Genomic DNA, 12,255 nt, shown 5'->3' with positions numbered 1-12,255 from the left:
AGGATGATGGCGGGATGGACGATGTCGTGCCCGCTCCCCTCCCCGCCGAACTGCCCACCCTCGAGGAGGTCGACGCCGGACTGCGCGTCGTCGCGCTGCCGCTGCGCACGCGCTTCCGCGGGGTCGACCACCGCGAGATCGCCCTGGTCCGCGGGCCGGAGGGCTGGACCGAGTTCTCGCCGTTCCTCGAGTACGGGCCCGCGGAGTCGGCCGCCTGGCTGCGCGCCGCCCTCGACTACGGCTGGAGCGAGCAGCCCGCGCCGCTGCGCGACCGCATCCCCGTGAACGCGACGGTGCCCGCGATGGACGCCGGCGAGGTCGCCGCGATCCTCGCGAGCTACCACGGCTGCCGCACCGCCAAGGTGAAGGTCGCGGAGCGCGGGCAGACCCTGGCCGACGACGTGGCGCGGGTCGCCGAGGTGCGCCGGGTGCTCGGTCCGGAGGGGCGCATCCGCGTGGACGCGAACGGCGGCTGGAACGTCGACGAGGCGGAGCACGCGGTGCACGCGCTCGCCTCCGCCGACCTCGAGTACGTCGAGCAGCCGTGCGCGAGCGTCGACGAGCTCGCCGATCTGCGCCGCCGGGTGAAGTGGATGGGCATCCCGGTCGCCGCCGACGAGAGCGTGCGCAAGGCCGCGGATCCGCTCGCCGTCGCGCGCGCCGGTGCCGCCGACCTGCTCGTGGTCAAGGCCCAGCCGCTCGGCGGGGTGCGGCGGGCTCTCGACATCGTCGCCGAGGCGGGGCTGCCCGCGGTGGTCTCCAGCGCCCTCGACAGCTCGGTCGGGCTGGCGATGGGAGCGGCGCTCGCCGCGGCGCTGCCCGAGCTGCCCTACGACTGCGGGCTCGGCACGGCCTCGCTGCTCGCCGCCGACGTGACCGAGCGGCCGCTGCGGCCCGTCCACGGCGCGATCCCGGTCGAGCGGGTCGAGGTGTCGGAGGCGCTGCTGCTGCGCCACGCGGTCTCGCCGGAGCGGCTGGCCTGGTGGCGCGACCGCCTCCGCGAGACGTGGGCGCTGCTCTGAGCCGCTGAGGCTGCCTGGGCCCGATCAGTCGGGCGGCGCGAGCACCGAGATGATCGCGGAGTCGTCCGCCGCCGCGAGTCCCTGGGCCGCGCCGAGCAGGAAGAGCTGCTCGGCCGCCGCGGCGACCGGGGTGGCGAGACCCGCGCCGCGCGCGGCCGTGGTGACGATGCCGAGGTCCTTGACGAAGATGTCGAGGCGGCTCAGCACCTCGGCCCCGCCCTCGTCGCCGGCCTGCAGCATCCGCGGCCCGCGGTTGCCGAGCATGAACGAGCCGGCCGCGCCGGCGGAGAGCGTCTCGAGCGTGGCCGCCGGGTCGAGGCCGAGCTTCGCGGCCAGCGCGAGGGCCTCCGCCCCGGCGGCGATGTGCACGCCGCAGAGCAGCTGGTTGACGGTCTTGAAGGCCTGGCCGTCGCCGGGGCGGTCGCCGATGACGCTGAGGGTGGAGGCGAGCAGGTCGAGCACGGGACGGGCCTGCTCGCGGGCGGCGGGGGTCGCGCCGACGACGATCAGGAGGTCGCCCTCCCCCGCGCGCACCGGTCCGCCGCTGAGCGGGGCGTCGACCAGGTCGACCCCGTGCTCGGCGAGCGCCGCCGCCACCTCGGTCACCTCGGTGATGCCGACCGTGCTGGTCATGATCACGACGGAGCCGGCGCGCAGCGCGGTCGCGATCCCCTCGGAGTCGGCGCCGCCGAAGAGCACCTCGCGCAGCTGGGCGCCGTTGCGGACGGCGAGCAGCGTCGCGTCGGCGCCGGCCACCGCCTCGCGGGCCGAGCCGAAGGGGGTGATGCCGGCCTCGCGGGCCAGCGCGAGACGCGGCTCGGCGATGTCGAAGCCGTGCACGGTCAGCGAGCCGGCCAGGCGGGTCGCCATCGGCAGGCCCATGGCGCCGAGGCCGAGGACGGCGACGGTGTAGTCCGAAGCGGAGGCGGGGGTGGTGTCGGGCGTGGTCACGGGGTCCTCCAGGGGATCGGGGCGGATGCGGGTGCGCGGTCAGAGCGCGGGAGCGCGGAGCGTCGCGGCGACCTGCGCCAGCGACTCGTCGTCGCCGACGTTGCCGGCGAAGACGATGTAGGGGATGCCTGCGGCCGGCCCCTCGACCGGCTCCCAGAGCGAGACCAGGCCGGGCAGCATCGGTCCGCGCACGATCGCGCGCCGGATGCCGAGGCCCTTCGAGGCGACGTCGCTCGAGGTGATGCCGCCCTTCGCGATGACGAAGCGCGGGCGGACGCGGGCGAGGACGCCCTGCACCACGGCGACGACCGCGGCCGAGACGCGCCGGGAGAGGTCGAGGCTCTCCTGCGGGTCGTCGGTGCGGCGGAGCGAGCGGCTGGTGTGCACGGCGACGTCGCCGTCCGCGAGGGCGGCGACCGCCTGCTCGACGAGCTCGGCGAGGTGCGCGGGCGCCCGCTCGGGGTCGACGGCGCGGTCGACGTCGAGCTCGAGGGTCGCGCGGAGCGATCCGGTCGCCGCGAGACGCTCGAGCTGCCGCGAGGTGAGGCCGACGTGCGAGCCGACGACGACGAGGCCGCCGCGGGTCCGATCGGCCGCGTCGGACCCGCTCGGGAAGACCTCGTCCGCGGTGAGCGGTGGGCGCACCGCCTGGCCGATGCGCGCCCGGACGAACGGCGGGCCGACCCTGTAGAGCACGCGGAGGCCCGCCTCCTCCGCCTGCGCGAGCCCGAGGGCCAGCAGCCGGAGGTCGTCCTCGGTGACGGCGTCGACGACCACCGGCACGCCGCCGCGGAGCGGAGCCAGCACGGCCGCGATCGCGTCGGCGCCCGCGCGGATCGTGTCGAGGCCGAGCGCGACGACCCGGTCGGCCGGCCAGCGGCCCTCGGTCTTCTCCGCCACCCACTCGCGCAGGTCGGAGTGCGCGTAGCCGAAGGTCGAGTCGCGGGCGAACTCCGTCTCGGCGACCGGCTGGAGCCCGTCCGTGCCGCGCATGTAGTGGACGCCGCCGATCGTCACCCGGCCGGCATCCGGGAAGGCGGGGACCAGGAGGACGGCGTCGACCGCGCCGTCGAGGGCGTCCGTGATGGTGTCGGTCTCGAGCGGGAAGTGGCCGCGCAGCGTGGAATCACCGCGACTGACGAAGGCGACCGGGACCTCGAGGGCTCGAGCGGCGGCGAGCGCGCTCGCGACGATCTCCCGGTTGCGCTCGGCGGCGTCCTCGGGCGCGAGGCTCCGGGTGTTGCTGAGGACGTAGACGGCCGGTGCGCCGGTGGCGAGCGCCCAGCGGAGGTCCTCCTCCGCCCAGCTGGTCAGCACCGGCAGATCGGCGACGGACTGCGTGCCGGTCGGGTCGTCGTCCAGCACGACCAGCACCGGCGTGCGCGCCGTCCGCGTGGCGGCGACGGCGGCGGCCTCGACCGGCACCTGCGCGGGGTACTGCTGCAGCAGCGTCGTCTCCGAGATCACCGGTACTCCTTCGTCCTGGGGTATCAGATATCTTACAAGTACTCCGCGCCTCGAAGGAAGAGCGCACGGCAGCAGGTTGAGCGGCCTACGCAGCGCGCCCACCCATGCTGATCGAGTAGCCCGCGCAGCGGGCGTATCGAGATCCACCACCGTCTGCACGCCGGCCTGCAGACCACGCTGCTGGCGGCGGGCGGGTCTCGATACGCCCCTCCGGGGCTACTCGACCAGCAGGATCGCCGTGCAGTGGGCGTGCCCGCCCGAGTAGCCTCCGGGCATGACGAGCCCCCTCCCCGCCCGGCGGCAGCTGCTCGAGGACCTCATCGAGCACGCCGCGCTCGACGACGTCGACATCGCGACGATGTTCGGCTCCCCCGCGATCCGGCACCGCGGGCGGATCGTCTGCTTCCTCGGCGCCGACGACCGGCTCATCGTGAAGCTGACGCGGCAGGACGCCGTCGAGCTGACTGGGCGCGGCGACGCCGACCCGGTCGTGATGGGCAGGCGGACTCTCCGCGAGTGGGTGAGCGTGCCGCGCGAGTCTCCCGACACCGCGGCACTGGAGCGCTGGCGACCGCACGTCGTCACCGCGCTCGGCTACGCGCGGGCCGCCCTCGGGGAGTCGGCGTCGGGACCGGAGGAGGCAGGGCCGTCGGACGTGGGGCCGGAGAGCACGTAGCGCCGCAGATCCTCGGCCGTCTGGGCGATGTGGTCGGCCATCGCCGCGCGGGAGGCATCGGCGTCAGCAGCGCGGATCGCCTCGAGCACCGCGCGGTGCTTGACCAGGGCGTTCCGCTGGATCTGCACCAGCGCGGAGGTCTGCTCGCGCTTCGCCCGCATGACCTTCGCGAGCGGCGCGAAGACGGCGGCGACGAAGACGTTGCCCGTCGCGGCGAGGATCACGTCGTGGAAGGCGATGTCGGCGGCGACGAAGGCGGCCAGGTCGCCGGCCTCGTGCGCGGCGGTCATCCGCGCCAGCTCCTCCTCCAGCCGCGCGAGGTCGGCGTCGGAGCGGCGGACCGCGGCCAGCGCCGAGGCGCCCGTCTCGATCATCTCGCGCACCTCGATCAGGTGCAGCGACGCCTCGGCGGAGTCCGTGCCGGAGGCGGTCGCCCGCAGGATCGGCTCGAGGTCGCTCCAGCGCGCGACCGGATTGACCGTGCCGCGCTTGCCCCGGCGCGCATCGATGACGTTGAGGCCCTGGAGGCGGCCCAGCGCCTCGCGCATGGTCGCCCGGCTGACGTCGTGCGCGAGGGCCAGCTCGCCCTCGCTCGGCAGCTCGGAGCCGATCGGGATGCGGCCGGCCACGATCTCGTCGAGCAGCGCGTCGGCGACGGTCGCGACGAGGGACGGACGCGGCACGGGCCCCTCCTCGTCTCGGGCACCGGCCGGACGGCGGGCACCGGTTCAGGCTACCCGCGGTCGGGGCGGCGCCGCCGGAGGGCCAGAATGGATCTGCTCCGGCCGCCGATGCCCGCCGCACCCCTCCCCCTTCGAGCATCGGAGTCCCGTGACCGCACCCACCGTCCCCGTCTTCCTCGACTGCGACACCGGCATCGACGACTCACTCGCCCTGGCCTATCTGCTGCGCTCGCCGCTCGCCGAGCTCGTCGGCATCAGCACCGTCAGCGGCAACACCGACGCCCACCAGGCCGCCGTGAACAGCCTCGGCCTGCTCGCCCTCGCCGGCCGGACCGACGTCCCGGTCGCGATCGGCGCGCACGACTTCCTCGAGGAGCCCTACTCCGGCGGGTCCCCGCACGTGCACGGCGAGAACGGCATCGGCGGCGTGATGCTGCCCGTCGGCGCGGAACCGGTCGACGAGGACCCCGCGGACCTGCTGCTCCGCCTCGCCCGCGAGCACGGGGGCGAGCTGCGGCTGGTCGCGATCGGGCCGCTGACGAACCTGGCGCTCGCACTGCGCAAGCACCCGGAGCTGCCGTCGCTGCTGCACTCGGTCACCGTGATGGGCGGCGCCGGGCTCGCACCGGGCAATGTGACCGCGGTCGCGGAGGCGAACATCTGGCACGACCCGGCCGCGGCCGCCGAGGTCGTCGCCGCGGACTGGGATCTCACGCTCGTCCCGCTGGACGTGACGATGAAGCACCTGCTGGACGAGGAGCAGCGCGACGTCCTGATCCGGTCCGCCGATCCGCTGGCGTCCGCGATCGGGCACGCGCTGGACTACTACTTCGACTTCTACGTCGGCCACTTCGGCGACCGGACCGCCGCGCTGCACGACCCGATGGCCGCGGCCATCGCCGTCGGCGCCCTGGAGCTCACCTCGGCCCCGCGCGTCCCCGTCGAGGTCGACACCTCCTTCGGTCCCGGCCGCGGCCAGACCCTCCCGGACCTCCGCGGCCTCTACCGCGACGTCCACCCCGAGGGCGCCCGCACCCGCTTCGTCCTCGCGCTGGCGGAGCCGTTCGCCCCCCACCTGATCGACGTGATCACGGGCGCCTGACCGCCTCCGCACCCCATGCTGATCGAGTAGCGCGCACCGGGCGCGTCTCGAGATCCACCACTGCCCGAGGTCGAGTCTGCAGACCCAGCCTCCTGGCAACAGCTGGTCTCGATACGCCCCTGCGGGGCTACTCGACCAGCATGATTGCGCCGACCGTTCTGCGAACGGCGCTGCCGTCCCCAGGAGGAGCTCGTCGCGCAGCGACGGCCCTGCCGCGGAGGCTCGTCGCGCAGCGACGGCCGTGCTCATGAGGCTCGTCGCGCAGCGACGGCCCCACCCCCGTCAGTACCGATCTGCGGGTGCTGGTGGGTGTGATCGCAAGGCGGAGGAGGGGTGCGTAGCGGGAGCTACGGACCCCGACGACAACGCCGCGAGCGCGCCCACCAGCGCCCGCAGATCACATGCCGGTGTCGAGGCCGGAGTAGGCGTGAAGCCCCTTGAAGAAGACGTTGACGACGCCGAAGTTGAACATGACGGCGGAGAAGCCGATGATCGCGAGCCAGGCGGAGGGGGTGCCGCGCCAGCCGCGGGTGGCGCGGGCGTGGATGTAGCCGGCGTAGATGGTCCAGATGATGAAGGTCCAGACCTCCTTGGTGTCCCAGCCCCAGTAGCGGCCCCAGGCCTTCTCGGCCCAGACGGCGCCGGCGATGAGGGTGAAGGTCCAGAGGATGAAGCCGATGATCGTGACGCGGTAGGCGAGGTTCTCGAGCGTCAGCGAGCTGGGCAGGGTGCGCAGGAAGCGGAGGACGGAGGGCGCGCTCTCGCCGCTGGTCTCCCTCCGCGACTGGAGCAGCTGCGTGACGGAGAGCGCGAAGCCGAGCGCGAAGAAGGCGGTGCCGAGGATCGCGACGAGCACGTGGATGACGAGCCAGTAGGACTGGAGTGCCGGCGGCAGCGGGACGACGGCGACGTAGTAGTTGACGGTCGCGACGCCGAGCAGCACGAGCACGAGACCGGTGATGAACGCCCCGAGGAAGCGGAGGTCCCAGCGCAGCTGGACGGCGAGGAAGACCCCGATGATGAGGACGGTCCCGGTGATCGAGAACTCGTACATGTTGGCCCACGGCACCCGGCCGGCGGCGATGCCGCGGAGGACGGTGGCGCCGAGGTGCAGGACGAAGGCGAGGAGCGTGAGCGAGAAGCCGATCCGCATGGCCTTCGAGCGGGACGGGGCGTTGTAGACCTCGTCCTCGACGCGGCTGCCGAGGCGGGAGAGCGTCGCGGTGCGCCCGTTGCCGCCGGCGGAGGCTGCTCCGGAGGCGACGGTGGCCTTGCCGCTCGCCGCGCGGTCGGCGGCGGCGCTGGAGGCGACCCGCTCGGCTTCGCGGACGACCTCGATCGAGTCGCCGTCGGCGACCGACGAGCGCCGGGCCAGGTCGATGGCGAAGAAGATGAAGGCCAGGGCGTAGATGCCCATGGCGGAGTAGAGGCACAGCACGGAGTACTGCGAGAGGGTCTCGATCACCCCTCCAGGGTAAGCGACGGCGCCGTGAGGCGCCCCTGCACACATGCACAGGTTGGATCACTTGACCGCGGCCCCCGAGGAGTCCGGTCCCGGCCACGTCAGGGCCGGCCGGAGTCAGCGCCGGCCGGCGTCGGAGCAGATCGACGTCGAGCCTGCCGGCGTCAGGGCTGGTCGAGCGGCGCGTGCCGGTCCGCGATCGTCCGGACCGCGCGCGTCAGCTGCGGGTCCTCGCCGCGGGCGAGCCCGGCGTACTCGATTGTCAGTCCGCCGTCCGCCCCGCTCGTCGCCTTCACCCACACGCGGCGCCGCGGCACGAACAGCGAGGTGAGCAGCCCCGCGAGCACGAGGATCGCGAAGAGCAGCACCCAGCCCTGGGTCGCGTCGTGGTGGATGTCGAACGAGGCGAAGCGCTTGACGCTGTCAGTCCCGACGACGGAGGTGTCCGCTCCGACGTTGTCGAAGGTCACCGTGCCGAGGCCGTTCGGCAGGTCGGCGGAGTCGCCCGGCTTGAGCGTGATCGACGGCACGCCGGTCTTCCCGCCGGTGAGGCGGGTGAGCGAGTCGGTGTTCAGCACGTAGACCGAGGTCGGCACGCCGCCGTCGAGGCCGAGGTCGCCCTCGAAGACGTTGAGCGAGAGCACCGGGTACTGCAGGTCCGGGAAGATCGAGGTCGATGCTCCCGAGGGCAGCTCGTCCTGCGTCGGGTAGAAGAAGCCGGTGAGCCCCACCTGCTCCGCGAGGCCGTCGGTCACCTTGACGACGCCCACCGAGGTGAGGTTCGCGTCCTGCGGCAGGAACGGCACGGAGTCGGTGAAGATCGCCGTGCCCGAGGGGTCGCGCACCGTGATCGTCGGCGCGTAGCCGTTGCCGAGCAGGTAGACGTTGGTGCCGCCGATCGCGAGCGGGTCGTTGACCTTGATCGTCTCGTCGGAGGAGTCGCCGCCGCGCTGGGTGGTCGTCACGTGCGCGGTGAAGTCGACCGGCTGCCCGAGGGCCTGCTGGTTCCGCTCCTCGTACTGCACGTCGAGCGAGTCGAGGGTCAGCTGGTACGGATCGAGCTGGCCGCTGTCGAAGAAGCGCCCCGGGTTGAACGAGTCGTAGCCGGCCAGGTTGTTCGCGAAGCCCTGCGAGCCCTCGACCAGCACGCGCTGGCCGCTGTAACCGAAGCCGCCGCCGACGCCCACGGCGACGAGGATGCCGACCAGGGCGGAGTGGAAGACGAGGTTGCCGGTCTCGCGGAGGTAGCCGCGCTCGGCGGAGACACTCGACCAGCGGCCGCGCGCGTCGTCGTGGCGCTCGGTGCGGTAGCCCGCCCGGCGCAGGACGGCCTGCGCGGAGGCGATCGCCTCCTCCTCGCTCGCTCCCTCGACCTCGCGGACGGTGTAGCCGGCCAGACGCTGCAGGCGGGCCGGCGTCTTCGGCGGGCGGGAGCGCATCGCCTCGAAGTGGTGCTTCGTCCGCGGGATGATGCAGCCGATCAGCGAGACGAACAGCAGCAGGTAGATGCTCGAGAACCACGCCGAGGTGTAGGTGTCGAAGGCCTGGACCTTGTCGAGCAGCGGCGCGAGGTCCGGGTTGTCGACGAAGTACTGGGTGACGCCGTTGGGGTCGGAGGAGCGCTGCGGCACGAGCGAGCCCGGCACCGCCGCGATCGCGAGCAGCAGCAGCAGGAACAGTGCCGTGCGCATGCTGGTGAGCTGGCGCCACATCCAGCGGACCCAGCCGGTGAAGCCGAGGGTCGGCTGCGTGATCGAGCCGTCGGAGTCGAAGTGGTCGGCGGGGCGGAAGGAGGCGTCCGCCTTCTGCTGGGTCGCGTCGGCGCCTGTCGAGGCGTCGGTGCTCGAATCGGACTCGGTGCTCGAGTCGGACTCGGTGCTCGAGTCGGACTCAGAGCGCGGGCTGGAAGCCATTGATCACCTCGAAGAGTGCTCCGTAGACGAGGGTGTTCCACAGGCCCGTGACCATCAGGACTCCGATCAGGACGAGGGCGACGCCGCCGGCGATGTTGATGACGCGGATGTGACGCTTCACGAACGCGAGGGTGGTGGTCACCCAGCTGAAGCCGAACGCCACGAGGAGGAAGGGGATGCCGAGGCCGAGGCAGTAGACGACCGTCAGCAGCGCGCCGCGCCAGGGCGACCCGGCGCCGTAGCTCAGGGCGAGGATCGAGGTCAGCGTCGGGCCGAGGCAGGGAGTCCAGCCGACGCCGAAGACGATGCCGAGCAGCGGGGCCCCGATCAGCCCGGTCGCCGGGCGGAAGCCGGGCCGGACGGTGCGCTGCAGGAAGGAGAGCTGGCCGATGAAGACCAGCCCCATCGCGATGACGAAGGCGCCGAGCACGCGGGTGATGACGTCGGCGTAGGCGCGCAGCCAGAAGCCGATCGAGCCGGCGGCGACGCCGAAGAGCACGAAGACCAGCGAGAAGCCGAGCACGAACAGCAGCACGCCGAGCACGACCCGGCGGCGGCCCCGGGCGGCGCGCTCGCCGGCGTCGGTGAAGCCGCCGACGTAGGCGAGGTACCCCGGCACGAGCGGGAGCACGCAGGGCGACGCGAACGAGACCAGCCCGGCCAGCAGCGCGATCGGCACCGCGAGGAGGAGCTGGCCGCTGATGACGACCTCGCTCACCGCGTTACTCCGACTCCGCGAGCGTGTCGCCCACGAGCGTCGAGAGGATCGACGCCTCCTGCAGCTGGCCGAGGATGCGCGAGGCGACCCGGCCCTCCTTGTCGAGGACGATCGTGGTGGGCACCGCGTTCGGCGGCACCTCGCCGGTGAAGGCGAGCTGCACCGAGGAGTCGGTGTCGACGATCGAGGGGTAGGTGAGTCCGTAGTTCGCGGAGAACGCGGCAGCCGTCGGCGCCTGGTCGCGCACGTTCACGCCGACGAACGAGACGTCCTGGTCGGCGAACTCGGTGTTGACCGTCTCGAGATCGGCCGCCTCGGCACGGCAGGGAGCGCAGCTGGCGTACCAGAAGTTGACCACCACGACGCGGCCGGCGAGATCCGCGGAGTCGATGGTCGCGCCGTCCTCGTCGGTGCCGGTGAACTCGATCGCCTCGCCCCGCTGGTCGACGGGGACCTCCTTGATCGTGCCGTCGCCCGAGATGAAGCCGTTGTTCGTGCCCTGCCGGTAGTCCTCGGCGAGCTTGTCGCGGGTGCAGCCGCTCAGCGCGAGGGCGCCGACGAGCACGAGCACGCCGAGCGCGCGGGTCCGGCGCATCAGACGGCTCCGACGTCGGTCGCGAGGCCCTGGAGGCCGGCCGCCGGATCGGAGTAGCCGACCTCGACGAAGCGGTCGCCCCGGCGCTCGAAGGTGGTGATGCTCGACAGCGCGCAGCGGCGCTTGCGCGGATCGTGGAAGAGCTTCTCCCCCGCGATCGCGCGGTGGGTGGTCCAGATCGGCAGCTGGTGGCTGACGAGCGCGGCGTCGCCGGAGGCCGTGCCCTGCCAGGCGGACTCGAGCGCCGCGTACATCCGCGCCGAGATGGAGAGGTAGGGCTCGCCCCAGCTGGGCTCGAAGGGGTTGCGGAGCAGCGGCCAGCTGCGCGGGTCCTTGAGCGCCGAGTTGCGGGCGGCGACGCGCTTGCCCTCGAAGCGGTTGGTCGGCTCGATCAGGCGCTCGTCGGTGACGATCTCGAGCTCGAAGGCCTGCGAGATCGGCTGAGCCGACTCCTGCGTGCGCTGCAGCGGCGAGGCGAACAGCGCCGTGACGGGGCGGCGGCGCTCGAGCAGGTCGTCGGCGGCGGAGCGCGCCATCCGGTTGCCCAGGTCCGAGAGCCGGAAGTGCGGGAGTCGCCCGTAGAGGACCCGGTCGGGGTTGAAGACCTCGCCGTGCCGCACGAGATGGATCTGATCGGCAACCACGAGCGTCAAGTGTACGGAACGCCGCGTGGAGGAACGCCGGGAATAGGGACGGCCGATCCGCACCTCTGCGGTGCCCGGCTGCGGCGGGCCCTCAGCGCCGCGCGCTCACCGCCGCGGAGAGCCGGCGGACCAGGGAGCCGGGCAGGTGGCGCACCACGCTGATCGGCACGCCGAACCTCCAGGAGGGGATCGAGACGACCGAGCCGCGCGCCACGTCGCGCAGGAACTCCTCGACCACCGCGTCCGCGTCCAGCCAGAGGAAGGAGGGGATCGAGGCGGTGTCCATCGCCGCGCGCTCGTGGAACTCGGTGCGCACCCAGCCCGGGCAGAGCGCCGCGGCCCGCACGCCCGTACCGCGCAGCTCCACCGCCAGCGACTGGGTGAAGGCCGTCGCCCAGGCCTTGATCGCCGAGTACGGCCCGAGGTGCACGAAGCCGGCGACGCTCGACACGGTGAGGATCGCCCCGCGCCCGCGGCCGACCATCGCCTGCGCGGCGGCCCCCGAGAGCACGGACACGGAGCGGACCATCACCTCGAACGCCTCGTCCTGCGCCGCGACGTCGGGCTCGGCGAAGCTGCCGTCGATCCCGAAGCCGGCGTTGTTGACCAGCACCCGGACGGGCCGCTCGGGGTCGACGAGCCGGACGCGCACCCGTTCGACGTCCTCGCGGTCGGAGAGGTCGGCGGGCAGCACCTCGACGCGCGGGGCGCCGAGCGCGCGGAAGGCGGCGGCCGCCTCCTCGAGCCGGCCCCGGTCGCGCGCGACGAGGACGAGGTCGAAGCCCCGGCGGGCGAAGGCGCGCGCGAACGCGGCGCCGATGCCCGTGGACGCTCCGGTGATCAGTGCGGTGCTCATGCGGGTCTCCTCGGTGCGACCGTCCGCCGATGCTTCTCGGGCCGCGCGTCAAGTCTGCCGCGGAGTGTCAGCGAGCCGCAGAGGGATTCCAGCACCCTGCACCTCCGCGGCGACGCTGCCGTTCGCCCGGCGGGCAGCCACTCCGCCTCCAGCAGAGAGGGTTTCG

12 protein-coding genes are annotated in these 12,255 nt (G+C 73.2%); 3 read left to right on the top strand and 9 right to left on the bottom strand.

Annotated features, from left to right (window positions below):
- Positions 1 to 14: 14 nt before the first annotated feature.
- Complete coding sequence (locus tag EDF45_RS14745) at positions 15 to 1,022, top strand: o-succinylbenzoate synthase (RefSeq protein WP_123736787.1); 1,008 nt, start codon at positions 15 to 17, stop codon at positions 1,020 to 1,022.
- A gap of 24 nt (positions 1,023 to 1,046) precedes the next feature.
- On the opposite strand, the gene EDF45_RS14740 is transcribed toward EDF45_RS14745, so the two are convergent.
- Positions 1,047 to 1,973: an NAD(P)-dependent oxidoreductase gene (locus tag EDF45_RS14740; RefSeq protein WP_311316342.1), complete on the bottom strand. Its 927-nt coding sequence runs from the start codon at positions 1,971 to 1,973 to the stop codon at positions 1,047 to 1,049.
- A 39-nt stretch (positions 1,974 to 2,012) separates the two neighbouring features.
- Entirely contained in the window at positions 2,013 to 3,440 is a 1,428-nt protein-coding gene (locus EDF45_RS14735; protein WP_123736786.1) for a four-carbon acid sugar kinase family protein, read from the bottom strand.
- Between the two features lie 274 nt (positions 3,441 to 3,714).
- Here EDF45_RS14735 and EDF45_RS14730 point away from each other — a divergent pair, with 274 nt between their 5' ends.
- Positions 3,715 to 4,116 (top strand): hypothetical protein, encoded by a 402-nt coding sequence (locus tag EDF45_RS14730; protein WP_123736785.1) that lies wholly within the window; start codon positions 3,715 to 3,717, stop codon positions 4,114 to 4,116.
- On the opposite strand, the gene EDF45_RS14725 is transcribed toward EDF45_RS14730, so the two are convergent.
- A complete protein-coding gene (locus EDF45_RS14725; RefSeq protein WP_123736784.1) occupies positions 4,035 to 4,799 on the bottom strand; it encodes a FadR/GntR family transcriptional regulator in 765 nt (254 codons plus the stop codon). The genes EDF45_RS14730 and EDF45_RS14725 overlap by 82 nt on opposite strands.
- Before the next feature lie 148 nt (positions 4,800 to 4,947).
- Here EDF45_RS14725 and EDF45_RS14720 point away from each other — a divergent pair, with 148 nt between their 5' ends.
- Positions 4,948 to 5,901: a nucleoside hydrolase gene (locus tag EDF45_RS14720; protein WP_123736783.1), complete on the top strand. Its 954-nt coding sequence runs from the start codon at positions 4,948 to 4,950 to the stop codon at positions 5,899 to 5,901.
- Positions 5,902 to 6,298: 397 nt separating this feature from the next.
- Here the strand turns inward: EDF45_RS14720 and ccsB are convergent, their stop codons facing one another.
- The 6 genes from ccsB to EDF45_RS14690 all read right to left on the bottom strand — a co-directional run bounded on the left by ccsB (position 6,299) and on the right by EDF45_RS14690 (position 12,089).
- Complete coding sequence (gene ccsB / locus EDF45_RS14715) at positions 6,299 to 7,366, bottom strand: c-type cytochrome biogenesis protein CcsB (RefSeq protein ID WP_397460053.1); 1,068 nt, start codon at positions 7,364 to 7,366, stop codon at positions 6,299 to 6,301.
- A gap of 161 nt (positions 7,367 to 7,527) precedes the next feature.
- Positions 7,528 to 9,276, bottom strand: coding sequence for a cytochrome c biogenesis protein ResB (locus EDF45_RS14710; RefSeq protein ID WP_123736782.1), 1,749 nt, complete (start codon positions 9,274 to 9,276; stop codon positions 7,528 to 7,530).
- Positions 9,254 to 9,994, bottom strand: coding sequence for a cytochrome c biogenesis CcdA family protein (locus EDF45_RS14705; RefSeq protein WP_123736781.1), 741 nt, complete (start codon positions 9,992 to 9,994; stop codon positions 9,254 to 9,256). The genes EDF45_RS14710 and EDF45_RS14705 overlap by 23 nt, the downstream gene beginning before the upstream one ends.
- A 4-nt stretch (positions 9,995 to 9,998) precedes the next feature.
- Positions 9,999 to 10,589, bottom strand: a complete 591-nt coding sequence (locus tag EDF45_RS14700; RefSeq protein WP_123736780.1) for a TlpA family protein disulfide reductase — start codon at positions 10,587 to 10,589, stop codon at positions 9,999 to 10,001.
- On the bottom strand, positions 10,589 to 11,233 hold the full coding sequence (locus tag EDF45_RS14695) for a histidine phosphatase family protein (protein ID WP_123736779.1): 645 nt from the start codon (positions 11,231 to 11,233) through the stop codon (positions 10,589 to 10,591). Before EDF45_RS14695 ends, EDF45_RS14700 begins: the two co-directional genes overlap by 1 nt.
- 91 nt (positions 11,234 to 11,324) lie before the next feature.
- On the bottom strand, positions 11,325 to 12,089 hold the full coding sequence (locus EDF45_RS14690) for an SDR family oxidoreductase (protein ID WP_123736778.1): 765 nt from the start codon (positions 12,087 to 12,089) through the stop codon (positions 11,325 to 11,327).
- Positions 12,090 to 12,255: the final 166 nt, after the last annotated feature.

The organism is Rathayibacter sp. PhB186, assembly GCF_003751825.1.
GTDB classification, from domain to species: Bacteria; Actinomycetota; Actinomycetes; order Actinomycetales; family Microbacteriaceae; genus Rathayibacter; species Rathayibacter festucae.
The sequence above is the reverse complement of the archived record's forward strand: the minus strand, read 5'-3'. Positions and strand labels throughout refer to the sequence as shown.

Excerpts from the sequence above, each read along its gene's own strand:
- EDF45_RS14730 (WP_123736785.1), top strand. The coding sequence starts at position 3,715 with ATGACGAGCCCCCTCCCCGCCCGGCGGCAGCTGCTCGAGGACCTCATC.
- EDF45_RS14710 (WP_123736782.1), bottom strand. The coding sequence starts at position 9,276 with ATGGCTTCCAGCCCGCGCTCTGAGTCCGACTCGAGCACCGAGTCCGAC.
- EDF45_RS14745 (WP_123736787.1), top strand. The coding sequence starts at position 15 with ATGGACGATGTCGTGCCCGCTCCCCTCCCCGCCGAACTGCCCACCCTC.
- EDF45_RS14700 (WP_123736780.1), bottom strand. The coding sequence starts at position 10,589 with ATGCGCCGGACCCGCGCGCTCGGCGTGCTCGTGCTCGTCGGCGCCCTC.
- EDF45_RS14690 (WP_123736778.1), bottom strand. The coding sequence starts at position 12,089 with ATGAGCACCGCACTGATCACCGGAGCGTCCACGGGCATCGGCGCCGCG.